This is a genomic window from Acetobacter indonesiensis, assembly GCF_000963945.1.
Taxonomy (GTDB): Bacteria; Pseudomonadota; Alphaproteobacteria; order Acetobacterales; family Acetobacteraceae; genus Acetobacter; species Acetobacter indonesiensis.
In genome coordinates this window covers 93,492-118,978 of the sequence record NZ_BAMW01000006.1, presented here as the reverse complement: position 1 = coordinate 118,978, position 25,487 = coordinate 93,492, and the positions used below count along the sequence as shown (strand labels likewise).

The window sequence follows — 25,487 nt, the reverse complement described above, 5'->3', positions numbered from 1 at the left end:
CCTCTGATAGAGTAAGACTGGCGTCATTGGCTTTTATTTCCGTTTTATTTCCAAACCTTAACGCACTCCGCCTTGTTTCCACCCGACTGCGTGTGTTTCTTTTTTGTTTCACGGCATTCCGTCTGGAGGGCATTTGGGCTAGAGGCATAAGCGTTCTAACAGGCCAATAGTGGCTTGTTCGTGCCATCAGGCACGCATCTTCCTGCTTCTCCTTGCGTTAAGGGAAGGCTTCTGCCGCAAGGCAGACCCGTAACGGACCCAGCCGTTATCGGGGTGGGAAGCGCAGAGCGACGAGGAAATAGTAGCCTTGCAAGCAGGCCTTGCAGGGCGGTTTGGTGTGGCCAGCTTTCCAGGTATGGCAGCACAAACCGGAAATGTAGGCAGTCAGGACGGGAGACCCGGCGCATATGAAACATTGGCAGATTGACCAGTTACCGTGGGACAGCTTTGACCCATCAAAAGTCGATCCGGAACTGGTAAAAGCGGTCAAGGCGGCATCTGTCGTTGAGCGTAACAGCGTGGATTACGCTGTCTATCTTAATAACGTGTTTCATGATGACCCGGATTTTCAGCAGGCCGCAGACCATTGGGCTGTGGAAGAAATTCAGCATGGGGATGCACTGGGCCGCTGGGCCATGCTGGCAGACCCGCAGTGGGATTATCAGGACGCATTTCAGCGTTATCGTGATTTCTACAAAATTCAGCTTGATGTCGATCAGTCCATCCGTGGCTCCCGCACGGGTGAACTGATTGCGCGCTGCATGGTCGAAACTGGCACGTCTTCGTTCTACACCGCTCTGGCCGACGCCACGGATGAACCCGTGCTCAAGGCGTTGTGCAAACAGATTGCAGCCGACGAGTTTCGTCATTTCAAGCTGTTTTATGACCACATGCACCGCTATCTGAAGCGCGAGAAAATCAGCACGCTGCAACGCGCCCGCATTGCCCTAGGCCGTGTGACAGAAAGCGAGGACGATGAGCTGGCATCGGCCTATCACACCACCAATGAACCGGCAGATATGCCGTATGACCATAATCGCTGCATTGCCAACTATATGGCGCGCGCCATGAAAACCTATCAGCCCAAACACCTGAAACGGGTTACAGGGATGATCTTCAAGACCATTGGTCTGACACCCCATAGCAAATTGCAGGATCTGGCATTCTATATTGCTGAAAAACTGTTTTTCAGCCGCCAGAAGAAATTTGCCCGCATGGTGGGTCTGGGCTGAGCCCTACCCTCCCCTGATTTTTGCCGCGAGCGGTCTTTTTGAGTATAGCCAGCAGCCAGACTGTATTCGGCCCACTGTGCTGACGTAACAGCGCAGAACTGGCCGGTGCTCAAAACGCTATACCATTCCTGACAAGGCAACAGGGTAAGGAGAACCAGCCGTGACTCATGATGTACTTCTGGCCGAAGCCACGCGCGGCAACCGGGTTGAATCCCGCCATTATGGTGCAGCCATTGTTGTAGACGGGCAGGGTAAAACTGTTTTTTCTGCGGGAGATGTCGAAACCGCCATCTTTCCGCGCTCGACAGTCAAAGCGCTGCAAGCCCTGCCGCTCCTGACTACAGGTGCGGCAGATAAATACAGTCTGGAGCAAGACGCACTGGCTCTGGCTTGTGCATCCCATCAGGGTGAACCTGCTCATATTGCTGTTGCAACCTCCATGCTGGCGCGCACAGGACATGATGCGACCGTTCTGGAATGTGGTACCCACTGGCCCTTAGATAGCCGTGCAACCCGTGCGTTAGCCGCAAGCGGCGAGCAAGCCTGCGCCCTGCATAACTGCTGCTCTGGCAAGCACGCAGGCTTTGTCTGTCTGTCGTGTGCTACAAACACCAACCCGGAACATTACAGCCGCCCAGATCATCCCGTCATGCAGCAGGTCAGACAAGCGCTTGAGGCCGTAACGGGGGTTGCACATACGGACGATAACCGTGGGACAGACGGGTGCGCTATCCCGACATGGGCCATTCCGCTTCAGGCTCTGGGCTTGGCTTATGCCCGCTTTGCCAGTGGTGAGGGATTAAGCGGCGATCATCAGGATGCTGCTACACGTCTGCGCGCAGCCATCGCAGCACATCCGTTCATGATAGCTGGCACCAGTCAGTTTGACACAGTGGTGATGCAGGATCTTGCACCCCGGGTCTTAACCAAAATGGGCGCAGAAGGGGTCATGATTGCCATGCTGCCGGAAAAAGGGCTTGGCATTGCCGTAAAATGTCGGGACGGCGGCGTACGGGCTGCCGAGGCCGCGGCAGCGGCCCTCATTGCACGGTTTGGGCAGGAAAGCAGTCCTTCGCTGAACCATTTCATGCGCCGCACCCTTAAAAACTGGAATGGACAAGTTGTTGGGGAATTCCGCGCTTCTGCGGATCTGGCAGCCGAACATCTGCCAGCATCAACAAGTTGATACGGACTTTTTGCGTCTGAGACACATCCGATAAACCTGAAAAGCTGACGATTTTTAAAATAGTGTCGGCTTTTGTGTCTAAATAGAAAAAAAGGCAGCACCCTGTTGTAGGTGCTGCCTTTTTACTATTGCCCCTTTAGATAGAGAGCAAAAGCTATTCTCAAGCCTTAGGCTTTAGAAGCACGACGTCCACCAGCCTTGCGGCCACGGGTGCTTTTGGTTGCTGCCTGTTCGGCTTCTTCTGCCAGGCGGTCATAACGCTTCTGACGGCGTGTTTCCTGCACGATACGCAGTTTTTCAACAGCAGACAGACGCACTTTAGCTTCTGCCGGAGCAGCCTTTGCCCGTGTCTTTACCGGAGCAGGAGCAGGAGCGGCAGCGGCAGCTTTTGTGCTCTTACGAGCAGGCTTTGCTGGCACCACAATCTCTTCAACCGCCTTGGTGCGACGACCGCGACGAGCAGGTGCTTCTACAACCGGAGCTGGTGCAGCCTTGCGACGTGTCGTTTTTGCAACCGGAGCAGCCTCTACAACTTCAGCCGTTTTACGTGTGGCACGGGTTGTTTTGGGTTTTGCTTCAGCCGTCTTTGTTGCTTTTTTAGCAACTGTTTCTGCTTTAGCAGCCTTTGGGGCACGCACCGGTTTTTCCGGGGCTGCTACCTTGGCTGCACTACGGCGTGTTTTACGGGGGGCAGCAACTTCTTCCTCTACCACTTCTTTTTTAACAGCAGCAGCGCGGGGACGGCGCGTTGTCGGTGCTGCGGCGCGGGGGGAAGCTGCTTTTGCTCGGGTTGCGGCACCGCGTTTTTTCGTATCGCTCATAAAAACTCCTGAAACCTAAACTTACAAAAAACAAGAACAGAAAAGCATCTTTCTGGAAATAGCGTCTGCGGTTTCAGCCCAAACAACTTTACAGAACTGGCTTCTGTGCTTGAAATGTAATCCCTTCATAACAAAAACTGTGGAAAATGCAAAAAATACTTTCAGGTTTCAAGAATAGGTGCTTCCGCCCCAGAAGAACAAAACACGTCCAACAGTAGCGTGGACACCAAAAATCCGCTATTATCCTTCAACCTTCACTGACCCAGCCAGAGGCTTCTCCGCATGAAAATTAACGGCACCCCGTATCGCAGCGTCTGGATAAATGAAAAAGATGGGTGGTCTGTCCATATTTTTGACCAGACGCGCTTACCTTTTTCTCTGGATATTTTGCAACTTACGTCTGCGCAGGACGTTGCACATGCAATTCGCACAATGCAGGTGCGTGGTGCGCCCCTTATTGGGGCGGTTGCTGCTTACGGTCTGGCACTTGCCCTTCGCCATGAGAGTTCTGATACTGCCATGGAAGAACAGGCTGTTATGCTGGCCGCAACGCGCCCCACAGCCATTAACCTGCGCTGGGCGATTGACCGGATGCTGGCTCACCTGCGCCCCCTTCCCGCTGACAAACGCGTTGCTGCTGCTTATGCTGAAGCAGGGCGCATCTGTGACGAGGATGCGGCTCAGAATGAAGCCATTGGCCGTCATGGACTTTCCCTGATCCGCGATATTGCGAAAACCAAGCCGGCAGGCAGCCAGATTAATCTGCTGACACATTGCAATGCGGGCTGGATTGCAACGGTTGATTGGGGAACAGCGTTAGCCCCTATCTACATGGCGCATGATGAAGGCCTGAATGTTCATGTGTGGGTTGATGAAACACGCCCAAGAAATCAGGGGGCTGCCCTAACGGCATGGGAACTGGGGAGCCACGGCGTGCCCCATACTGTCATTGCCGACAACGCAGGTGGACACCTGATGCAGCATGGTCAGGTTGATATGGTTATTGTGGGCACAGACCGCGTCACACGCACCGGCGATGTCGCCAATAAAATTGGCACTTATCTGAAAGCACTTGCCGCGCAAGATAACGCTGTACCGTTCTGGGTGGCGCTCCCTTCCACAACAATCGACTGGACTGTTGCAAACGGGGTAACGGAAATTCCCATTGAAGAACGGTCTGGATCAGAAATCACCCATATTTCCGGACGCGATGAAAGGGGTACTCTATCAAAAGTGCAGATTACACCTGACGGTAGCAAAGCCGCCAATCCGGCCTTTGATGTGACGCCTGCCCGACTGGTCACGGGTCTGATTACGGAACGTGGCTGCTGTGCAGCAACGGAAGATGGTTTGAAAAGCCTTTTCCCGGAACAGTAAAATACCGTTCTGCACTCTCTGATATAGTATTACAGAGTGCAGAACGCTTCTGAAAATAAGAACATTTTAAGAACATTTGTTTTTGAAACATACTTTTCATTTATAATAGAAGCACCAAAATAGCCTGCGCCATAAGAGCAGGTGTGCTCAAAAACCAGAGTTTCAGAACGCATACGCCTATGCACAGCTCTTTTCTTGACGGGAACCAGAAAGCAGACCGATAAGCAGACCGTGATTTTTCACGGTTACGCACCGTCAAACCGTTCTGAAAGGGCTGCGCCATGTCACAGACACATATTGATACCCCCTCGACCCGTTTTCTGACCGCACATGGCATTCCCTATACGGTACACGACTATGAATATGTGTCAGACTCAGGAAAAATCGGTATTCAGGCTGCTGCTGGCATCGGCATTGATCAGGAAAAAGTCTTCAAGACCCTGATGGTTGAAATTGATAAGAAGCAGATCGTGTGTGCCGTCATCCCCGTCCACCAGAAGATGAACCTGAAAAAGGTAGCCGCCCTGTTTGGTGGTAAAAATGCCCGCATGCTGAATGCTGAAAAAGCCGAAGCCCTGACAGGTTTTCAGGTTGGTGGCATCAGCCCTTTTGGGGCGCGCACCCAAGTGCCCGTCGTGTTTGAAAATGCGGCACTGAAACAGGACGTCATGTATATTAATGGTGGCGGTCGTGGCATTGTCATTGGCCTAGACCCACAACAGGCCATTGCCAGCGTGCAGGGCCAAACGGCGGATCTGACGGTCGAAGCGGCCTGAACAGGGCAAAAAGGAAACAGGCACGGAGGAAAATTTCGTGCCCTCTTTTCCCTGACAGCAGAGCAGCTTATGCATAGCTTTGAGGTTTCTGATGGCAGAAGCCTCTGACACTTCGGGCAACCCGGAGTAACGTGTCTGGATGGAGACGAGATGTCACGCAAGCTCTCTGTTGCCCTGTTTGCGCCGCTATGCCTTGCGGCCTGCGCGTCACAGCCTACCCCCGGCGCACCGCCTACCGCCACGGGTCAGACGGGTGCGACGGCATCTTACGGTTACAGCAGCCATGTGCCTGATTTTGCGACCCGCAATTACGAACCCTTCAACCGGCAGGATCTAGTCGCCATAGCCATGCGTGAATGGCGGTTATTCGGCAGCCCGGTGAATGATGATGACCCGGAAGACCGGCCAGAACCCCAGACCGCAGCAGTTAAACCTGAACGCGCGCCCGGTCTGTGGGAACGTGTTGGGGAATATTGGTGGATTGGGATGGAACCCAGCATGACCGAGGCGTCATGGACGGGCAAACATGATGCCAACGGTCAATTGACCGACTTCGTGCATGACGGCAATTACGCATGGTCAGCCGCCTTCATTTCTTACGTTATGCGGGTATCTGGGGCGAACAGTCGCTTCCCGTATTCACCCAACCATTCCACATACATCAATGCGGCAGCCTCGGGCCAATCCCCTATTCTGCGTGCGCAGAACCCGGCAAATTACACCCCCAAACTGGGCGACCTGATTTGCGTGGGCCGTGGCCGCGCCAAAACGACTGTTAATTTCTCCAGCCTGCCAACATCTTACGGTTTCCCGGCCCATTGCGGTTATGTTGTGGCTGTTAATCAGAACGGCCAGCCTTTTGGTCGGCAGTTGAGCATTATTGGCGGCAACATTGACGATGCCGTTGCCCTAACCCATGTGCCAACCGACCCGCAGGGCCGCATTTCCTCGCCCTCCGGCCAGAGCTATGACACACGTTACCCTTGGTGCGCCGTGCTTGAAGTTCTGTTTGACGCAGAATCTGAACCTGACGCCGGTATGTAAACCGGCGCTTTGACTGCCCCGTAGACTCTTGAAATTGCGGCCGGGCTGGTATCAGTTCTGCCGCCACGGCAGGCCTGATACTTTCCAACCAGCAACCGTACCCCGGTGCCCCTGCGGGTCTAGCGGGCCTTCAAATCCATCAGCCACATTATAAACGCGCGCATAACCGGCCTGCTTTGCGGCCTCGGCTGCCGAGCGGCTGCGTGCGCCTGACCGGCAGATGAAATAGACTGGCACGTCTTTTCTGACGCCAACCTGTTCCAGGTCTTCAGCAAAATGCGTGTTGGGGGTACCATCCAGTTCCTGCCAACTGACCAGAACCAACCGCCGGCCAAGCGATGCCAGATCAGATACGCCGATAAGCTGCCATTCTGGCATGGTGCGGACATCCACCAGCACGGCGCGGTCGTTTTTTTCAAGTTCTGCCCACACATGCTGGGGAGAGACATCTTCAATCATCGTGGTATCCTGCTGGTTAGTATGACAGAGTCTACACCTGTAAGACGCTGGCGCGTAACGTGAGAGGCACATCACAACGCGCCAGGTCCTGTGACGTGCAAGGCCTGCCTGAGTAAAGAGAAGGTGCAACTGGATGACTGAAAGCGCAACTCCCGCCCTGCTTCCCGGCTGGGCCTCGACCTCGGCTGATATGCCTGCGGCCGTCGGCGGCACACCGCTGGTGCGTCTGCGCAAGGCGTCGGAAGCCACTGGGTGCGAGATCTACGGCAAGGCCGAATTCATGAACCCCGGTGGTTCCGTCAAGGACCGTGCTGCTTTGGCGATTATTGAAGATGCTGAACGGCGTGGTGTGTTGAAACCCGGTGGCACTCTGGTTGAAGGCACAGCAGGCAATACAGGTATTGGCCTGACCTTGGTTGCGAATGCCCGTGGTTATCGGTGCATTATTGTCATGCCGGAAACCCAGAGCCGCGAGAAAATTGATTTTCTGCGCATGATTGGCGCGGACCTGCGTCTGGTGCCTGCAAAGCCGTATAAAGACCCCGGCAACTATGTACATGTGTCCCGCCGGTTGGCTGAAGAAGGGGGATATGTGTGGGCAAACCAGTTTGACAATCTGGCCAACCGCGAAGGCCACCGCACCACAACAGCCCCTGAAATCTGGCAGCAGCTTGATGGCAAAATCGATGCCTTCACCTGCGCCTGCGGCACCGGCGGAACACTGGCGGGTACTGCCATTGGTCTTCATGAGGCCGCAAAAAAAGCAGGCGTAAAGGCACCCCATATTGTTCTCGCCGACCCTGAGGGCTCCGGCCTGTATGGATGGGTGAAAAGCAATGACCTGTCCGTTGCCGGATCCTCCATCACCGAAGGGATCGGGCAGTCGCGCGTCACTGGCAATCTGGAAGGGGCCCCCATTGACGACGCCGAACGTATTCCTGACCCGGAAGCCCTTGAGATCATCTACAGTCTGTTGATTGACGAAGGGCTGTCTGTTGGGGGCTCTTCCGGCATCAATGTGGCATCTGCCATTCGAACAGCCCGCAAACTGGGACCGGGACACCGTATTGTGACCATCCTTTGCGATGGCGGGGCGCGTTACCAGTCAAAACTGTTCAACCCGGAGTTTCTGCGTGGCAAAGACCTGCCTGTTGCGCCGTGGCTTGATAAATAAGGGATCTGCCGTGCCTGTAAGACGTGTTGCCTCACCCCTATTCGGTGTTCTGGCTGGGTTTGGCGTAGTCATGGTGAGTGGCTGCGGAACCCATACAGACGTGACAAGCGCGTCTGATGGCATACACCATACGGCGCACCATAACATCTCGGCACTTCTTGGCGGAAAAACCTCACCAACACCCCACAGTGCGGGCGAGGACGATACGATCCTGACAGATACGTCAGGGTCGTCTCTCACGCTGGAAAGTGACAGTGGGTTTTGCCAAAAATTGGGTACAACTCCCATGCTGAACATTACCCTGATGTTTGGCATGAAGCGCCCTCATGGAGCCGATATTACCAGCACTGAATGGCAGAATTTTCTCCGCACAACCATAACGCCCCGCTTTCCGGCCGGGCTTTCCGTTCTGCCCAGCGACGGCCAGTGGCAGGATAGAATAACGGGGAAAGTGCAGCAGGAACCATCGCGCCTGGTGCTGGTCACTGTGCCAGAAAACACCCCACAACTGGCGGCCAATCTGGCCTTTGTTCGCACCACTTATAAAAGCCAGTTTTCGCAGCAGGCTGTTGGCCTGACAGTGACCCGCGCCTGCGCCTCTTTCTGATTAGTTTAGACTCTGTTGCTGTTTACTTCAGGAAATTGAGAACCGGGACGAACAGCTTTTCATTCCGTTTCGATATTTTATCAAATAATCTTCCCTAAATCCTCAGGCCAATAGTACCTGACGAAGAAACGGGAAGATCACGTGTCGATAGTCGCATCATCCAGCTTCCGGAAAGCTTTTTTCGCCACCCTGCGTGCCTGTTTTGTGGTGGGAGCGACCTGCCCGGCAATACTGCCTTTCACAGCATATGCGGCCCCAGCAGAACAAAGCCTTCTACACGCCGAGGATCATCCGGCTGACTGGCTGACACACGGTCGCACCTATTCCGAACAACGCTACAGTCCGCTTGCACAGATAACGCCGCAAACCATTAGCCGACTGCATCTGGCATGGCATTATGATCTGGCTTCCAACCGCGGACAGGAAGCCACACCGTTGGTTAAAGACGGTGTTCTTTACACCTCTACCGCATGGAGCCGCGTCAAAGCGCTTGATGCCGCCACCGGAAAGGTTCTCTGGGCATTTGACCCCAAAGTTGACGGCACTTACGGCGTTCGGGGCTGTTGCGATGTGGTTAATCGGGGGTTGGCTTACTGGAACGGTAAACTTTACCTCGGCACCTTTGATAATCGGCTGATTGCGCTGGACGCCAAAACCGGAAAACCCGTCTGGTCTGTCAACACCATTCCTGCAGATGCGGATCTGGGCAAGCAGAAGGCTTACACAATAACGGGTGCGCCCCGTGTTGCAAAAGGCCGGGTTCTGATTGGCAATGGCGGTGCAGAATTTGGCGCGCGTGGGTTTCTGAGCGCATACGACGCAGAAACAGGCAAGCTGGACTGGCGCTTTTTCACAGTCCCCAACCCGCAGAATAAACCCGATAATGCACCATCAGACGCAGTTCTGATGAAAACGGCCTATAAAACATGGGGGGCAAAAGGCGCATGGGTCCGTCAGGGCGGCGGCGGCACTGTGTGGGATTCCATTGTTTATGACCCAGTGACAGATCTTGTTTACTTTGGGACAGGCAATGGATCGCCGTGGAACTATGGTCTGCGGTCAGAGGGGAAAGGCGATAATCTATTTTTAAACAGCATTATCGCTGTTCGGCCTGAAACTGGCGATTATGTCTGGCACTTTCAAGAAACCCCTAAAGACCATTGGGATTACACCGCCACGCAGCAGATCATGACGCTTGATCTCCCCATTGAAGGGCAGATGCGGCATGTGATTGTGCATGCACCGAAAAACGGTTTTTTCTATGTGCTGGATGCCAAAACGGGTGCATTTCTGTCTGGCAAAAATTTTGTGTACGTTAACTGGGCGTCAGGGCTTGACCCTAAAACGGGGTATCCGCTGTTTAACCCAGATGCACTTTACTCCCAGACTGGCAAAATGTTTCATATTTTTCCGGGTGATATGGGGGCGCATGGCATCGCCGCAATGGCCTACAGTCCGCGCACCAAGCTTGTCTATCTGCCCGTGCAACAGGTTCCTGATTTTCTGAAGGCCGCCAAAACATTTGAACCACACCCCGATGGCTGGAATCTGGGGCTGGATGTTGAAGCGAACGATAAAATGCCCACCCTGAAGGAACAGCAGGATCAAGCCAAGGATCTGGCGGGCTGGCTGGTGGCATGGGACCCGGTGCAGCAGAAAGAAATCTGGCGTATTCCCCAGCCGGGGCCAGCCAATGGCGGTGTTGTCGCTACAGCGGGTGATCTGGTTTTTCAGGGACTGACAAACGGCTTTTTCCATGCTTACCGCGCGCAAGATGGCAAAGACCTGTTCAGTTTCGATGCGCAAACCGGCATTATTGCCTCCCCCATCAGTTACATGGCGCACGGACGGCAATATATTGCTGTTCTGGCTGGCTGGGGTGGCTCTTACGGTCTGAACGCTTCCGGGCTGGCGAGACAAAAAACGGGCTCCATCAACCGGTCGCGCGTGCTGGCTTTTGCGCTTGATGGAACAGACACGCTGCCCCCTGCTGTTGACCCGCCCACACCTGCCCTACCGCCACCCGCCACGTTTGATCAGAAACAGGCTTTGGCAGGAAGCCGCCAGTTTGCCATCTATTGTCAATTCTGCCACGGCGCGAATGTGGAAGGCACCGGCGTATTACCCGACCTACGCCATTCTGCCGCCATTCAGGATAAAGACGCTTTTTATTCTATTGTTGGCGAAGGGGCTTTAAGCCAGTTTGGGATGGACCGTTTCGACAAATCCATGACACCGGCTGAAATTGAAACGCTACGGCACTTTATTATTGAGCGTGCCCATCAAACACTTCCAGCCCAGACACCGGCTCACGCTCCGTAGACGAAAGACCAACAATATAAAAACGAAAACACCCCGGTTTATCGGCCTACTGATGGCCAAACCGGGGTGAAAAACAGTAATTACCATAGGCAACTAAGGCAGCATCCGGGAAAGGAGACAGACTTTCCCGAAAGGCTACATACTGACGGATAACGCGAGGCGAAACTCCGTCAGTAGCCGTTGCGAACGCTCCGACGCGGGATCATTCCCACTCAATCGTGCCGGGTGGCTTGGATGTGATGTCATAGGTTACGCGGTTAATCCCACGCACTTCGTTCACAATCCGGCTTGAAACACGGTTCAGGAAGCTCATGTCAAAAGGATAGACGTCTGCTGTCATGCCGTCTGTGCTGGTCACAGCACGTAAAGCACAGGCTTGATCATAGGTGCGGCCATCGCCCATCACACCTACGGTGCGGACGGGCAGAAGCACGGCAAAAGCCTGCCAGATGGCATCATACAGACCTGCTGCACGAATTTCCTCAAGGAAAACCGTATCAACCCGACGCAGCAGATCCAGCTTTTCACGGGTGATATTGCCCGGAATACGGATAGCCAAACCCGGCCCCGGAAATGGGTGACGCCCCACAATGTTTTCAGGGATATCAAGTTCACGGCCCAGATCGCGCACTTCGTCTTTAAACAGTTCGCGCAGAGGCTCGACCAGCTTCATGTTCATGCGGTCTGGCAAACCGCCCACATTGTGGTGCGATTTGATGGTAACGGACGGACCACCTGTAAAACTGACGCTCTCAATTACGTCCGGATACAGGGTGCCCTGCGCAAGGAACTGGGCACCGCCAAGCTTGGTTGCCTCTTCCTCAAACACTTCCACAAACAGGCGACCAATGGTCTTGCGTTTGATTTCAGGGTCGGTCACGCCTTCCAGTTCACGCAGGAACAGTTCAGACGCATCACGATGCACCAGTTGAATGTTGAAGCGGCCACGGAAGGTTTCCACAACCTCCTCCGCCTCACCAGCGCGCATCATGCCGTGGTCAACAAAAATGCAGGTCAGTTGATCGCCAATGGCTTCGTGAATCAGCACCGCTGCCACAGAAGAATCGACACCGCCAGACAGACCACAAATCACGCGACCCGTGCCGACCTGTTCACGGATGCGGGCAATTTCCATGTCACGGAAACCCGCCATGGTCCATGTGCCGGTGCAGCCCGCAACATTATGCGTGAAGTTTTTCAGCAATGCCGCACCGTGGGGAGTATGCACAACTTCCGGATGGAACTGCACGCCATACAGGCGGCGGCCTTCATCAGCAATCACGGCATATGGGGCACCTTCACTGACAGCCACAATGCGGAAGCCGGGTGGCAGTTCGGTAACGCGATCCCCGTGGCTCATCCAGACCTGTTCACGCCCGCCACGAGCCCACGCCCCACGGAATAAAGAGCAATCTTCAAGAATATCAACAAAAGCACGACCAAATTCGCGATGGTCAGAACTTTCCACGCGACCGCCCAGTTGCAGGCACATGGCCTGCTGGCCGTAGCAGATACCTAAAACCGGAATAGCCATTTCAAACACGACTTCCGGTATGCGCGGAGAATCCGGGCTGGTGACGCTTGCCGGACCACCCGACAGAATAATACCGCGCGGGGCAAAAGCGCGAATACGCTCGGCATCAGCAGTAAAAGGCCAGATTTCGCAATAGACACCGCTTTCACGCACACGGCGGGCAATAAGCTGTGTCACCTGGCTGCCAAAATCCAGGATCAGAATACGGTCTTGATGCAGGGTTTCATCCAGTGGAGTGGAGGCAGCGGGCATGAGCTACTGGTCTTTCTGGTCAGCGCCTGAGCGGCATTCAGGTAAAAAGCAACCACCACAGCAAGAGGCAGTCACGTGCTAAACTGCGGATATAAAGCGGCGCGCCCGTGGCGTCACCCTAATAATCTGCATTCTTCCCCCTATCCGGCTATAGCGTTGCCTTTCTGCCCTGCCTTGCGCCTACGGTGCTTCCGTCTCACATCTAGGGACAACAGGAGTGTGTTTATCAATGACTGATACGTTCAAACGTCGTTTTTCGCTGCTTCGTCCTTTTCACGGCGCGGCATCCTGCGCGGCGCTGGCCGTTGCTGGCCTGTTATGCGGGGCGGCCGGGTCTGCTGCGGATGACCCTTATGGAGATTGGATTGGCACCCTGGTGGCTGATCAGGGTCACAACTGCCCGGTTAACGGCGTGTCGCTGATGCAAATTGAACCCAAGCGGATTATTTTTGCGCCTGAAACCGGCTCTCTGGTGTTGCGGGGCAAGCCTAACAAGGAAACCCAGCATTACCACGCCCAACTGCTCATGCAGGATGCCAACCATAAGCCCCTGCCCATGGTTTTTGAGGCTCATCCGGTAGGAGACACCTTTGAAGGTGTGTACGGCACGCCGGAATGTCGGGCGCACATCACGCTAAAACGGCCGGAAAACCGCACCTGGAAAAACTTTCTGGGGAACGAGTGACAAAAAAATGAAAAAATCTGCAAAAGGGGGGTTGCCAGCCCCCCTCTGTCAGACTAGAAACCGCCTCACGGCGCACCCGTAGCTCAATTGGATAGAGCACCAGACTACGAATCTGGGGGTTAGGAGTTCGAGTCTCTTCGGGTGCACCACATTTCTCCTAAAATAAAAATCATCTTGAGAACACAAAGATTTTCTTTGTTTTTTCCATTTCTGCATTTCCTGCACATGCGGGATGGCTTTACCTAACAGCGTCTGTTTGCGTCCCCCCTCCTTCAGTGTCAAAAATTTTTTATGACGGCGAAATAGCCTTTTCGAAAAACCCTCAAAGACCATCACTACAAAAATGGTCTTTTGAATCTGGCACGCAGTGCCATGTCACAAACGACACTATGGCACAGTGGACGTGATAGCTCCTGTTCATGCTGCACGGTTCTGACCCACCCTAAACTGGTGTATGTTACCGGCATGAAAGAAAAAGCCTTACTTTTTGCTTCGGGCGTCCTGCTGTTGTCTGGGTGTAAAAGTGCCGCCCAACATGCGCGCCATGATCTGGTGGGTTTGACACGACCTGAATTGATTTCCTGCGCGGGCGTGCCCGATGCCCGTGAAGACCGTGACGGTCAGGAGGTTCTTGTCTGGAAGCAGGACCAGAACGTGGATGGTGGCGTTTCCGTCAGCACACCGTTTCTGATTGGCCTTTCAATCGCGGGGCGTGGAACCTGCCACTTCGTTGCCACCATACGCGATGGAAAAGTGAGGAGAATCTCTTATACCGGCCCATCGCAAACGCTTTATGGCCCTCTTGCAGCGTGCGAGCCCTTGGTCAGAGATTGTGAAGCATACATCCGCACAGAACGGACACAAACACAGCCCACCGTAGCACCATCAGGCTAAATACTTAAATTTATTCTCTTTTTTTCAAACTTTCAGTCCGAAAATATCACAAATAATAAGATATAGTTAATAACAAATTATTCTATTATATTTCTTATTTGTGCGTATTTTATTTACAGAACTCCATTCAAAAACACACGTCTGAGGCGGCTTATTTGTGCCATTTTTGTGGTCTGTATTTATCTGAACGCATATTATTTGCGGCTGATAATAAGGAGTTCCCATGAACCCAATTAAACTGAGCCTCATTGCCCTCTGTCTTGCTACCCCTGCCATGGCGCAGGATGGACCTTACACAGCAGACATGGCGCAGAAGCCCAAATTCGCCAAAGCTTACCAGAACATGACGCAGCTTCCGACATGGGTGAAAGCCACGGAGTCAGTTTCCGTTCCGACAAAGCCTGTCACGGTTTCAGGTAAAGCCTATACTGTCGGGCATCTTTGCAAACCGCATGATTGTGGCGATAACCAGTTAGATGTGATTTTCTCTAACGATGGCAAAGCATCCTGGGGCCTGCTGTCACGCAAGTTTGGGAAAACCCTATACCAGATGCCTCTGGGGGAACCGGATGACGCCATGCTGACCGCTCTGAGCGCGTCTTATCGCAGCAATAATCCAGAATAAGTTAATAAAAGCGGATTTTATCTAATACTATGGCAGGCTTTTCGAAGCCTGCCATAGTATTTTATCTTTGTTCACTCTTCTAAACTTTTGACTTTCTCTGCTCTGACAATATGGAAATTTCTAAATTAGAATTTTCAAAAGAGCTTTCCTTTACCCATTTTTTACAGGAATACAGGGAACAGACTGCGCATGGAGAATCTGGCAAACACCGCTTGCCTGTGTTCCATTTTCCGCCACAAGTTGTGCCCTGTAAAAAGACTTTCCTGAAACAGAGACCGATGTGATGGCTGGTGTTGCCTGCAAGGATCGGGACGCGAGAACCCGAGTGCTTTTTTCAGCAACCCGTTGTGCTTCCGCATAAGACGCAAAAGCACCCACCTGCACGCGCCCTCCGGCTCTCTGCCCTGCCTTACCCAAAAACACCGGTCTGGCAGAAGGCAGAGACAATGTATGGGCTGTCCGTATAGGCTCCCCACCCTGACGGCCTCCGAAAGGTACAACTACAGCCGCAGGTTGAATTGACGCGTTTTTAGCGTTATTTTGCCAATTTGAAGCACTTTTTGCCGCATAATGCCCATCTGGTGCGTATGCCGCAGTATTCTCAACGGGCGTTGTAATCACTGCGCGTACGGGCTGCACGGCAGCATCACTCACAGACGTATCCGCCTGTGCAAGCGCCATGGGCGCGGAAGATGACGTGTCTGGCACAGGGTCAGGATGGGGAATGTCCCTATCCATCAGGCACGGGCCACTGGGGTCATAGGCCGCGTTAGGGTCGCGCAAACACCCGTCCGCCGTACGGGTTAAGTCAGCACGGGCGTAATAGGCATCTGGTTCCGTACTTGTTGCCCCGGTCATGGCAACTGCCACAGGAGCCCATTTACCCCGCACGGCAACACCCCCACCCAGATTAGGTGTAATGGCTGCAACATAATTTACCGTTTCATCTGGTAATGGCCGCCCATTATTCAGGTAGGCATCAACCCGGTCCGGGCCAGCATTATAAGCTGCCAGAAAGCCAGGCGCACCATAGCGGTCATACATCAGCCGAATATAAGCAGTGCCTGCCTGAATATTGTCGTGCGGATCATACGGGTCTGAGCCTAAGCCATATTGGCTCTGCATATCGGCATAGGTTGCGGGCATAAGCTGCATCAGCCCCATAGCCCCGGCACCAGAGGTTGTCAGGTCTCCGTTCAGATATTGTTTGCCCCCTGACTCCTGATGCATGACAGCGCGAATCCATGTTTCGGGAATGGCAAACCGTCGGGCAGATTCCTTGATATATGGCCCCCACGGATCATCCGTTGAACCGGGAGCACGATAAGTGGGCGAAGATGGCCGCGCCGCAAACCCACGAGCGGCCCACGCCTGAGACACCGATTGGTACAAACGATAAGACGCAGCATAGCTGATGCTGGGCACGGACGGTCCCAGTCCAATCGCAATGGTCGCAACCGTGCTGACCATCAAAGCCCGACCAGATCGGCGCATGGTCTGTTTCCGTGTGTCTGCACCCCGCAGGGCCACCCGATCATCCATATCTGTGTGCCTCATGTTTGCGGTCTGTCTGCCCCTGCATTTCGGCAAATTTTCGGCACGGTGTTTGTAATGGTGGATAAAGGCCACTGTTTTACTCTGCCACCAGACAGAAAATTGCGGCTTTCTTTGCTCTCTCTTTTGTTGCCGCTAGTCGTATTCTGTTAGTTTTACCGCACTCGTCAGCCATTGATGAAGCGACAGAGCGTTTCAGAGCCAAAAATCACACAGGAAAGTGACATTTCCTTTAATGCATAGCAGCCATTATATAGCTGACCTTCCTTTTACAGGAAGCAACGTTGTTCTGAAGAGTTGCGTATGTTTACCCAGCCTCTTGTGCCTGTCGGGAACAATCTTGTTCTCTCTTTCGTGCTTGCTGCCTCTCCCATTATTGTCACGCTCATTCTTATGGGTGTACTGCGCCGTCCGGCCTGGCAGGCCACGCTGGGTGGGCTGATTATTGGGCTTGTCATGGCTATTGGTGTGTGGGGGTTACCTGCACAGCTTGCTTTTGCCAGTGTTAGCAACGGCATGGTCTTTTCCGTGCTGCCGGTGATGTGGATTGCCCTTAGCGCGCTGTTTCTGTTCAACATCGCCATGCAGACTGGCCGGTTTGATGCCTTCCGCATGTGGATTATCACGCATCTGCCCAATGACCGGCGCGTCATGCTGGTTGTGCTGGGGTTCTGCTTTAGTGCAGCACTTGAAGGTGTGGCTGGCTTTGGTACACCAGTAGCCATTACCAGCGCGCTGTTAATCATGCTCGGTTTCCCGGCGCTAGAAGCCCTGACCTATGTGCTGATTTTCAACTCTGCCCCGGTGGCGTTTGGTGGTCTGGGTATTCCTGTTACCGTTCTGGCCTCCATCACGGGGCTGCCTGCCAACACACTGGGCAGCACTATCAGCCTTCAGCTTGCTCCTTTTGCCTGTCTGATTCCCTTCTACGTCATGGTGCTTTATGCAGGCTGGCGTTCGGTAAAGCAGCTCTGGCCCGTTCTGCTAGTAGCTGGCGGCAGCTTTGCGCTGACCATGGTCACCGTCGCAACATTCATAACCTACAGCCTGAGCAACGTGCTTTCTTCCAGCATTTCTCTCATCGCAACCATTCTGTTCCTGAAAGTCTGGAAACCTGCGGCTGACCCGGCTTACGCCATTGATGACAAACATCTGGCACAAGCTCCCACCAAAGCAGGTGACTGGAATGGCCCGCACTGGCAGGGCTGGATTCCGTGGATCATTGTCATTGTTGTTGTCATTGCATGGGATTCCCTGCACATCGCCAAAATTGGTGCCACGCCGGTGCATTGGCCCGGACTGGACAAGCAGGTCTTCATCTCCCTGTATCAGAAGCCCTATGCAGCCGTATGGAACTTTGAACCACTGGGCACCGGCACGGCCATTCTGGTCTCTGCCTTGCTGACGGCGCTTGCCACCGGCATTTCCGGCCAGAAATTTATGGCTGCCGTTAAAATTACCGCCAAACAGGGCTGGCTGGCAGTCATTACTGTGGCGCTGACCATCGGTCTGGCATTCCTGATGAACTATTCCGGCATGACCTACACACTGGGGTATGTTGTCGCATCCACAGGCGTCATGTTCCCGCTGGTATCCGTCTTCTTGGGGTGGATTGCCGTGTTCCTCACCGGCAGTGACACATCGGGCAATGCGCTGTTCGGTAACCTTCAGGTTGCCGCCGCACACCAGCTTTCCCTTGACCCTGTGCTGTTTGCCTCAGCCAACTCTGCAGGGGGTGTCATGGGTAAAATGATTTCTCCCCAGAACATCACAACCGGTGTAGCCGTGACCTCCCTGAAGGGGCAGGAAGGCACCGTACTGGCCCGCACGTTCAAGCACAGTATTTTCCTGACATTGCTGATGGGCCTGCTGGTCGTCTTTCAGCAATATGTTCTGCACTGACCTTTAAGAGTGATGCGGGGTAACGTCACCCTGCATCACCCAAGGCTGATTATAAAAAACGGGGCGATACCATTTTCAGGTATCGCCCCGTTTTTCTTTTCCAGCCGGTCTTAACGCCAAGACGTCGCAGACGGATGCTTGTTCAGGCCACCAGAGGCTGGAGAATATGCACGGCCAAAGGCTCTGCCACGCTGTCTTTCAGCGTGTCGGCCAGCACCTTGAAATGCGGTGTGTCCATATGGTCTTGCAGAGCCTGACGGCTGGTCCATTTTTCTACAAAAATGAACGTCTGCGGATCATCCAGATCACGGTTGGGAACATACTGAATATTGGTGGATTCAGCGCGAGACTCTGGCACGCAGGCCGCCATGGCTTGAGCCACTTCCTGTTCATGCCCTTTTTTGGCCTTCACAATCGCGACGACCGTAATTTCCTCACTCATAAGCTTTCCTTCCTCATTCAACGTTCACACCTTCTGAATACGGGAAAGCGCGTGCTGTGGCCACCTTACCAGCTTCCGCGTGCGCCACCGCCGCCGGAATCCCCGCCACCGGAATTGAACGGATCAGACGGGCCTCGCCCTCCACCGCCGCCGCGTCGGCCACCGCCCTGTGCCAAGGCAGAAAGGATATTTAGGCCCACATTCAGCAGAATATCCCACCATGGGTTGGGGGCTCGTGCTTCAGGGGGCATGTAGCCGCCAGGGTAACGCATGGTCCGCTTTTTGGCCCTGCGCATCAGGATAATGGGCAGAACCACAAACAGCCCCACGGCCACCACCAGCCCGACTATTCCCTCAATCGCGTCCGTAGAGGGGTCAACCTGCTTTACCGCCTGATGAAACGCACCATCAACCGGTTCGGCATGCTGCACGAGGTCCGCTATTGCATCGACAATACCATTAAGCGCCTGCGCGTAATGGCCTGCCCGCAGATCTGGCTGCGCCGCAGTCAGAATGTCGGAACTCTGAAGGTCGGTCAGTGTGCCTTCCAGCCCATACCCGGCCTCGATCCGGGACTGCCTGTCTGGAATATCCAGAACAATCAGCACACCGTTATCTTCACCCTTACGGCCAAGACCGGTGTTGTGAAACGCCGTGTTGGCGTAGCTATCAATATCATCCACATGACCGGGCAGCGCGATAGCAATCTGCGGGTTACCCGGCAAAGTCTGGGACAATGTGTAAAGTTTATGCGTCAGTGCTGCGGCATCCTGTGCGGACAGCACCTGTTCCGGGTCATTGACCCATTGGGTCAACACCGGGCCGTCAACTTGGGCGCCAAACGCTGCCGGCAGGCGGACACACAGACTGACGCAAAATAGCGTAGAAATGGCTATGCACGCAGCCAATACGCCCCGCAGACCGCGCGACTGCCGGAAGAAAACGGACTGAATGCCAGAAAGCTGCTGCATAGCCTGTGCCCTGTAAAACCGCACGTCTTAGTGCTTGGAGAAATCAACCACTGGCGGGGTCTGCGCTGCCGGGGAGGCTTCGTAATAGACGCGCGTATGGTACCCCAGAATACCAGCCACCAGATTGCCCGGAAAATGCGCAACCGTCTGGTTGTAAGCCAGAATGGCTTTCTGCAGACGCTGACGGGCAACCGTAATACGGTTCTGTGATCCTTCAAGCTGCACCATCAGGCGGGTAAAATCCTGATTGGCCTGCAACTGGGGGGACTGTTCAACCACGGCGTTAATTGCCTTGATTTCCTGCGCGTTGCGGGTCTGGGCTTCCAGAATTTTTTCCTGAAGCGTTTTGTCATCCACAGTGCGAGGGTCAATTTTGTTCAGGGCTGTTTCACCCGTACGGGCATTGGCATAATCGGTCAGGGTATCATGCTCGTGCGTGGCATAGCCCTTCACCGTGTTTACCAGATTGGGAATCAGGTCAGACTGGCGCTGCACTTCGTTCTGCAACTGGCCCATCTGTTCCTGCACCTGCTGGTCAGCCGTCATGAACCGGTTGTAGCTTGAACCAAATATAAAAATCAGACCAACGATGACAATCGCCGGAATAAGAAGCTTCTTCATCAAGAAATCCTTATAGAATCACATGCAGGGCCCCAATACAGGGCACGGGCGTCTATAAGTGGCCCCCTGTTGCCTCTACTATTACGCGAAAAGCAGGTAAAAATATCCCAATAATTCTGACGCGGCTTTATTCTGTGCCGGATTGTGGCATCCCATAAAGAAAAACCGCCACACAAGACGCAAAGCCATCTTGGAGCCAGCGGTTACGCCCCTTATACTGCCTGCCATGATTATCATCACCGGTGGCGCCGGTTTCATTGGCTCATGCCTTCAGGCGGCTCTCGCACAGCGGGGGCTGGATACTCTTGTGGTGGACTGGCTGGGTTCTGACCTGAAATGGCGGAATCTGGGGCAGCATGCCCCCGCACGCATCATCGCGCCTGAAGAACTTGATGCCTTTCTTGAAACCCGGCCCGATATCGATGCCGTGTTCCATATGGGCGCTATCAGTGAAACAACGGCGCGGGATGCTGACCTTGTCTGGCGTACCAACGTCGCCCTATCCCAACGCCTGTGGGAGTGGTGCGCACAAAATGACACGCGCTTTATTTATGCCTCGTCCGCCGCAACCTATGGCGCAGCCGACAAACCTGACCTGTTTGTGGATGACCCGTCCCGCCTGAACACGCTTGAACCGCTAAACCTGTATGGCTGGTCCAAGCATGTGTTTGACCAGCATGTTATGGCGGGCCTGAAGCAGGGCAAATCCAAGCCGCCACAATGGGCCGGATTGAAGTTTTTCAATGTTTACGGCCCGAATGAATACCACAAAGGCAAAATGATCTCTGTGGTGAAGGTAAAATATGACGAGGTCAGAGCAGGCAAACCTGCGCGCCTGTTCCGGTCTGATCGCCCCGATATTGCGGATGGCGCACAGGCACGGGATTTTGTGTGGGTCGGTGATGTCGTGGACGTCATGCTCTGGCTGTATGACAACCCGACGGTCTCTGGCCTGTTCAACTGCGGAAGCGGCACAGCCCGCACGTATCTTGATCTGGCCCACGCCGTCTGTGATGCAGCAGGCGCGCCCCGGCAGGTCGAATTCATTGACATGCCAGACAGTCTGCGCGGGCAGTATCAGTCTTACACGCAAGCAGACCTTACGCGGCTGCGGGCAGCGGGCTATACGGGGGCGTTCACATCGCTTGAAGACGGCATCCGCCAGTATGTTCAGACCTATCTGGCAACCGAAAACCCCTATCTGTAACCCGCCTTCCCTTACTGGATCATAGCCTGCATGCTGCCTGTTCTTCTTTTTCCGCAATTTGACCCGGTACTGGTGCATCTGGGGCCGCTGACCATCCGTTGGTATGCCCTGTCCTACATTGTGGGGATTGTGCTGGGCATTGCCCTGTTGCGGCGGCTGGTCACACTTGCCCCCCGTGCCGCAACACCCGAACAGGCTGATGATTTTCTGGGGTGGGTAACGCTGGGCGTTTTACTGGGTGGCCGCTTGGGTTACGTCCTGTTTTATCAGCCGGGCTATTATCTGACCCATCCGCTGGCCATGCTGGAAGTCTGGCACGGCGGCATGTCGTTCCATGGCGGCGCACTGGGCGTCATTGTGGCCATGGCGCTGTTTTCCTGGCGGAATGGCATTAACTTTCTGGCGTTTGCAGACCGTGCAACGGTCGCTGTGCCCATCGGGTTGGGGCTGGGCCGTATCGCAAACTTCATCAATGGGGAATTATGGGGGCGCGAAGCCCCTGCCAGCCTGCCATGGGCCATGATCTTCCCCGACGCAGGCGGTATTCCACGCCACCCGTCTGAACTGTATGAAGCCCTGACGGAAGGCTTGCTGCTGTTTCTGGTTCTGTTTGCGGCATCCCGCAAACAGAGCATTCGTGAACGCCCCGGTTTTCTGGCAGGTATGTTTCTGGTTGGATATGGATGCGCCCGCAGCTTCTGCGAATTTTTCCGCGAGCCAGACGCCTTTCTGGGCTTCTTGCCCGGCGGCCTGACCATGGGTCAGCTTCTGTGCATCCCCATGATCATCGCGGGCATCGGACTTATTGTGAACGCCCGCAGTAAACCCGTGTATGCGGGCCTGCCCCTTACAGCCACCGAGGCGGCGGAATCCTGACCGAACCGGTTATGGTACTTCCTCCCCCCGGTGCAGAGCGGCTGGATGTGTTTATGGCACGGGCCAATGCGCAGTATTATGCCACGCATCCACTGCTGTCAGACTTTATTACAGCCCCCGAAATATCTCAGGTTTTTGGCGAGCTTCTGGGCGCATGGGCGGCCATGGTGTGGGTCAGCATGGGCCGACCCAGCCCCGTTATTCTGGCCGAAGCTGGCCCCGGCCGCGGCACCCTGATGGCTGATGCCCTGCGGGTGATCACCAGACAGGTGCCAGCCTTTGCACAGGCGTTAGATGTGCATTTTGTAGAAACATCTCCGCTCATGCGCGCCGCACAGGCGAAAGCGCTGGCCCCTTATGCACAGCCCATCTGGCATGATGCGGTAGAAGATTTACCGCCCGGCCCCATCATTCTTCTGGCCAATGAATTTCTGGATGCGCTGCCTATTCGTCAGTTCATCAACAGCCGTGAACAGGGATGGCAGGAACGCTATGTGCAGAACGGTGCTTTCTGTCTTGTACCCTCTGCAGCCCCTGCCCTGCCAGATGGCCGGATTTTGGAAGAAAATAGCGTTGTGGAAGTGTGTGAACCTGCACTCGCTGTTGCCAGACTGCTTGGGGAGCGCTTTCGCACGACACCGGGCGCAGCGCTTTTTCTCGATTATGGCCATTTCTCCACTCTTACTGGTGATTCCCTTCAGGCGTTGCGTCATGCCCAGCCAGCAGAACCCCTGCAAGCCGCAGGGGACGCTGATCTGACAGCCCATGTTGATTTCACGGCCTTTGCCGCAGCCGCACGTCAGGCAGGCGCTAAAATTTGCGATGCTGTCACACAAGGGGCGTTTTTGCGTGATTTAGGGCTTATGGAACGAACGGAACAGCTTGCCCTTCATGCCACAGCATCAGACGCCGCAATGCTGCGCAGCGGCGCACAGCGGTTGGCTGCACCAGAAAAAATGGGGCATCTTTTCCGTGTTTTGGCTGTCACCAGCCCCGCATTACCGACGCCACCCGGCTTCATGAAAGGACCGGCAGCATGACCTCTGGCCCACGCACTGATACGCCTGCCCCTGCCGCCACCCAACCCTCACCATTGACCAGCCCGTTACTCTCTGCGGCGCGCCACGGCTTTTTCACACGTGAAGGCGGTGTTTCAAGCGGCCCTTACGCCAGCCTGAACTGCTCCACCCGGTCAGGGGATGACCCGGCTCATCTGTCCGAAAATCGGCGGCGCGTTGCACACTGGATTGGGGTGCCCACAGACAGACTGGTTGGCGTGACGCAGGTTCATGGCAAGCGGGTCATAACCGTCACAGAGCCCTGGCCTGTGGGCGCGGGTGAAGAAGCTGACGCTATGGTTACATCACAACCTCAGGTTGCATTAGGGACGATCACGGCCGATTGCGCCCCTGTGCTGTTTTCTTCCACCAACGGGCAGATTGTTGGAGCAGCCCACGCCGGGTGGCGAGGAGCTTTGGCTGGTGTGCTGGAAGCAACACTGGAGGCCATGCAGGCCCTTGGCGCACACCCTGCTGACGTACGGGCCGTCGTTGGCCCCTGCATTGCGCAGGAAAGCTATGAGACAGGCGAGGATATGCACCACGCCATTCTCTCTGCCGATCAGCAGGCGGCTCGCTTCTTTGCCCCCGGCCTACGGCCCGGGCATTATCAGTTTGATCTGGCCGGGTGGTGTGTGTTTCGTCTTGAACGGGCCGGTGTTGGCCACGCTGCGGCTTTGGGTGTTGACACCAAAGCTGACGAAAAACGCTTTTTCAGCCATCGCAGGCGTACTCTGGCCGGTGGCGGGCCCATTGGCCACCAGATTTCCGTGATTGCACCAGGAGTTCAGAACGGATGATATCTTTCCTCCGTCAGGCTGCCCTTCCCCTTTCCACGCTTTTGTTATTGGGCGGCTGTTTGGATGTACCGCATCCGTTTTCAAACCCCGGCAAGGAAGCCAAACAACTGGCGGCCAATGCGCCGCCATCACGCCTTGATATTCCAACACCTGCCAAGTCCCTGCTTCCGGGCGATACTGCACAGATCTGGGCAAAGGATGTAGCAGAGGAACTGTTACAGCAGACAATTCCCGCCATGGCGCAACCTGTACGCAAAGGCGACTGGTGGCTGGCCATGCACGCTGAACAGCGCGGTGATCAGATTGTGCCGCTTTATCAGGTCATGACGCCGAAAAACGAAATTCGCGCTACGCAGGAAGGTGCTCCTGTCCCAGCAGTGCAATGGAGCGCTGCGAATGCGGACCTGTTAAGCGCCGTAGCGGCTGATGCTGCGCCCCGTATTGCCTCTGTCCTGACTGGCATTCAGGCCGATGATATGGAAAAAGACCCGCACAGCCTGAAACACCGTGCCGCCCGCGTTTACTTTACAGGCGTGACAGGCGCACCTGGGGACGGTGATGTTTCCTTGGCCCGTGCGTTTGCGGCATCATTCCGCAACACCCCCGATACATTGCAGAACACAGCCACCAATGCCGACTTCACGGTAAATGGGAAGGTCAAACTGACACCCGGCCCTGCAGGCACCACCGGCCACCCGCAGGAGCACATAGAAATTGTCTGGCAAGTTCTGGACAAAAACGGAAAAGAGGCCGGAGCCGCCACCCAGCTTCATGACATTGATGCCCATTCACTTGACCATTACTGGGGCGATGTTGCGGTGGTTGCCGCACAGGAAGCAGCCGCCGCGGTTGACCAGATTCTTGATCGCTATTCCGGCCGGGAAAACGCACCACTGCCCGATGCGTCAAAAGCAACGGCAACCAAACAGAAAGAAAGCGACAAGAAATAAAGCCGCCGGTCTGGCCATTCTCTTTTGCTCCGTCAGGTCTTTCCAGAAGAAGCAAAAGAGAATTTTAGCCCCCATACATGGGGTGAAGCGGCCCGAATTATTGAAAAACACAAGGGGT

Annotated in this window: 24 protein-coding genes and 1 tRNA gene; 18 read left to right on the top strand and 7 right to left on the bottom strand. The window is 54.7% G+C overall.

The window, feature by feature from the left end:
* The first annotated feature begins 407 nt into the window (after window positions 1–407).
* A complete protein-coding gene (locus tag Abin_RS01850) occupies window positions 408–1,232 on the top strand; it encodes an acyl-ACP desaturase (protein WP_048844647.1) in 825 nt (274 codons plus the stop codon).
* A gap of 160 nt (window positions 1,233–1,392) precedes the next feature.
* Window positions 1,393–2,418: an asparaginase gene (locus Abin_RS01845; protein ID WP_048844646.1), complete on the top strand. Its 1,026-nt coding sequence runs from the start codon at window positions 1,393–1,395 to the stop codon at window positions 2,416–2,418.
* A gap of 167 nt (window positions 2,419–2,585) precedes the next feature.
* On the opposite strand, the gene Abin_RS01840 is transcribed toward Abin_RS01845, so the two are convergent.
* Window positions 2,586–3,239, bottom strand: coding sequence for a hypothetical protein (locus tag Abin_RS01840; RefSeq protein ID WP_048844645.1), 654 nt, complete (start codon window positions 3,237–3,239; stop codon window positions 2,586–2,588).
* 282 nt (window positions 3,240–3,521) lie between these two features.
* Between Abin_RS01840 and mtnA the strand changes: the two genes are divergently transcribed.
* The 3 genes from mtnA to Abin_RS01825 all read left to right on the top strand — a co-directional run bounded on the left by mtnA (window position 3,522) and on the right by Abin_RS01825 (window position 6,436).
* On the top strand, window positions 3,522–4,616 hold the full coding sequence (gene mtnA, locus Abin_RS01835; protein WP_048844644.1) for an S-methyl-5-thioribose-1-phosphate isomerase: 1,095 nt from the start codon (window positions 3,522–3,524) through the stop codon (window positions 4,614–4,616).
* Window positions 4,617–4,897: 281 nt separating this feature from the next.
* Window positions 4,898–5,392: a Cys-tRNA(Pro) deacylase gene (ybaK, locus tag Abin_RS01830; RefSeq protein WP_048844643.1), complete on the top strand. Its 495-nt coding sequence runs from the start codon at window positions 4,898–4,900 to the stop codon at window positions 5,390–5,392.
* A gap of 150 nt (window positions 5,393–5,542) precedes the next feature.
* Window positions 5,543–6,436: a DUF2272 domain-containing protein gene (locus Abin_RS01825; RefSeq protein WP_048844642.1), complete on the top strand. Its 894-nt coding sequence runs from the start codon at window positions 5,543–5,545 to the stop codon at window positions 6,434–6,436.
* Between the two features lie 51 nt (window positions 6,437–6,487).
* Here Abin_RS01825 and Abin_RS01820 read toward each other — a convergent pair whose 3' ends face one another.
* Complete coding sequence (locus Abin_RS01820; RefSeq protein ID WP_048844641.1) at window positions 6,488–6,895, bottom strand: rhodanese-like domain-containing protein; 408 nt, start codon at window positions 6,893–6,895, stop codon at window positions 6,488–6,490.
* Between the two features lie 133 nt (window positions 6,896–7,028).
* Between Abin_RS01820 and Abin_RS01815 the strand changes: the two genes are divergently transcribed.
* The 3 genes from Abin_RS01815 (at window position 7,029) to Abin_RS01805 (ending at window position 10,998) form a co-directional block, all read left to right on the top strand.
* A complete protein-coding gene (locus Abin_RS01815) occupies window positions 7,029–8,069 on the top strand; it encodes a cysteine synthase A (protein ID WP_048844640.1) in 1,041 nt (346 codons plus the stop codon).
* Window positions 8,070–8,079: 10 nt separating this feature from the next.
* The gene (locus Abin_RS01810; protein ID WP_052948144.1) at window positions 8,080–8,676 is read left to right on the top strand and encodes a DUF3574 domain-containing protein; all 597 of its coding nucleotides are present in this window, start codon (window positions 8,080–8,082) and stop codon (window positions 8,674–8,676) included.
* 231 nt (window positions 8,677–8,907) lie between these two features.
* Window positions 8,908–10,998: a PQQ-dependent dehydrogenase, methanol/ethanol family gene (locus Abin_RS01805; protein ID WP_371862202.1), complete on the top strand. Its 2,091-nt coding sequence runs from the start codon at window positions 8,908–8,910 to the stop codon at window positions 10,996–10,998.
* 202 nt (window positions 10,999–11,200) lie between these two features.
* Here the strand turns inward: Abin_RS01805 and guaA are convergent, their stop codons facing one another.
* A complete protein-coding gene (guaA, locus tag Abin_RS01800) occupies window positions 11,201–12,784 on the bottom strand; it encodes a glutamine-hydrolyzing GMP synthase (protein WP_048844639.1) in 1,584 nt (527 codons plus the stop codon).
* 229 nt (window positions 12,785–13,013) lie between these two features.
* On the opposite strand from guaA, the gene Abin_RS01795 reads away from it, so the two are divergent.
* The 4 genes from Abin_RS01795 (at window position 13,014) to Abin_RS01780 (ending at window position 14,988) form a co-directional block, all read left to right on the top strand.
* Entirely contained in the window at window positions 13,014–13,469 is a 456-nt protein-coding gene (locus Abin_RS01795) for a hypothetical protein (RefSeq protein WP_255319234.1), read from the top strand.
* 72 nt (window positions 13,470–13,541) lie between these two features.
* Window positions 13,542–13,618, top strand: a tRNA-Arg gene (locus Abin_RS01790).
* A 223-nt stretch (window positions 13,619–13,841) separates the two neighbouring features.
* On the top strand, window positions 13,842–14,363 hold the full coding sequence (locus Abin_RS01785; RefSeq protein WP_174766809.1) for a hypothetical protein: 522 nt from the start codon (window positions 13,842–13,844) through the stop codon (window positions 14,361–14,363).
* Window positions 14,364–14,586: 223 nt separating this feature from the next.
* Window positions 14,587–14,988 carry an Ivy family c-type lysozyme inhibitor gene (locus tag Abin_RS01780; RefSeq protein WP_048844638.1) on the top strand — a complete coding sequence of 134 codons (402 nt, stop codon included), beginning with the start codon at window positions 14,587–14,589 and terminating at the stop codon, window positions 14,986–14,988.
* Window positions 14,989–15,138: 150 nt separating this feature from the next.
* Here the strand turns inward: Abin_RS01780 and Abin_RS01775 are convergent, their stop codons facing one another.
* Window positions 15,139–16,482 carry a lytic transglycosylase domain-containing protein gene (locus tag Abin_RS01775; protein WP_408735080.1) on the bottom strand — a complete coding sequence of 448 codons (1,344 nt, stop codon included), beginning with the start codon at window positions 16,480–16,482 and terminating at the stop codon, window positions 15,139–15,141.
* Window positions 16,483–16,845: 363 nt separating this feature from the next.
* Between Abin_RS01775 and Abin_RS01770 the strand changes: the two genes are divergently transcribed.
* The gene (locus Abin_RS01770; RefSeq protein ID WP_048844637.1) at window positions 16,846–18,444 is read left to right on the top strand and encodes an L-lactate permease; all 1,599 of its coding nucleotides are present in this window, start codon (window positions 16,846–16,848) and stop codon (window positions 18,442–18,444) included.
* 142 nt (window positions 18,445–18,586) lie between these two features.
* Here the strand turns inward: Abin_RS01770 and Abin_RS01765 are convergent, their stop codons facing one another.
* The 3 genes from Abin_RS01765 to Abin_RS01755 form a co-directional block, all read right to left on the bottom strand.
* On the bottom strand, window positions 18,587–18,886 hold the full coding sequence (locus tag Abin_RS01765) for a putative quinol monooxygenase (protein WP_048844636.1): 300 nt from the start codon (window positions 18,884–18,886) through the stop codon (window positions 18,587–18,589).
* A 65-nt stretch (window positions 18,887–18,951) separates the two neighbouring features.
* The gene (locus tag Abin_RS01760; protein WP_048844635.1) at window positions 18,952–19,857 is read right to left on the bottom strand and encodes a TPM domain-containing protein; all 906 of its coding nucleotides are present in this window, start codon (window positions 19,855–19,857) and stop codon (window positions 18,952–18,954) included.
* Between the two features lie 27 nt (window positions 19,858–19,884).
* Window positions 19,885–20,478, bottom strand: coding sequence for a LemA family protein (locus Abin_RS01755; protein WP_048844634.1), 594 nt, complete (start codon window positions 20,476–20,478; stop codon window positions 19,885–19,887).
* Between the two features lie 226 nt (window positions 20,479–20,704).
* Between Abin_RS01755 and rfaD the strand changes: the two genes are divergently transcribed.
* The 5 genes from rfaD to Abin_RS01730 are packed head-to-tail and all read left to right on the top strand — an operon-like array spanning window position 20,705 to window position 25,369.
* Window positions 20,705–21,685 carry an ADP-glyceromanno-heptose 6-epimerase gene (gene rfaD / locus Abin_RS01750; RefSeq protein WP_048844814.1) on the top strand — a complete coding sequence of 327 codons (981 nt, stop codon included), beginning with the start codon at window positions 20,705–20,707 and terminating at the stop codon, window positions 21,683–21,685.
* Between the two features lie 30 nt (window positions 21,686–21,715).
* Window positions 21,716–22,561 carry a prolipoprotein diacylglyceryl transferase gene (gene lgt, locus Abin_RS01745; protein ID WP_048844633.1) on the top strand — a complete coding sequence of 282 codons (846 nt, stop codon included), beginning with the start codon at window positions 21,716–21,718 and terminating at the stop codon, window positions 22,559–22,561.
* Between the two features lie 11 nt (window positions 22,562–22,572).
* Window positions 22,573–23,601, top strand: a complete 1,029-nt coding sequence (locus Abin_RS01740) for a class I SAM-dependent methyltransferase (protein ID WP_048844632.1) — start codon at window positions 22,573–22,575, stop codon at window positions 23,599–23,601.
* Entirely contained in the window at window positions 23,598–24,419 is an 822-nt protein-coding gene (gene pgeF / locus Abin_RS01735; RefSeq protein ID WP_084593390.1) for a peptidoglycan editing factor PgeF, read from the top strand. Before Abin_RS01740 ends, pgeF begins: the two co-directional genes overlap by 4 nt.
* Window positions 24,416–25,369 carry a hypothetical protein gene (locus tag Abin_RS01730; protein ID WP_048844631.1) on the top strand — a complete coding sequence of 318 codons (954 nt, stop codon included), beginning with the start codon at window positions 24,416–24,418 and terminating at the stop codon, window positions 25,367–25,369. The genes pgeF and Abin_RS01730 overlap by 4 nt, the downstream gene beginning before the upstream one ends.
* The last annotated feature ends 118 nt before the right edge of the window (window positions 25,370–25,487 follow it).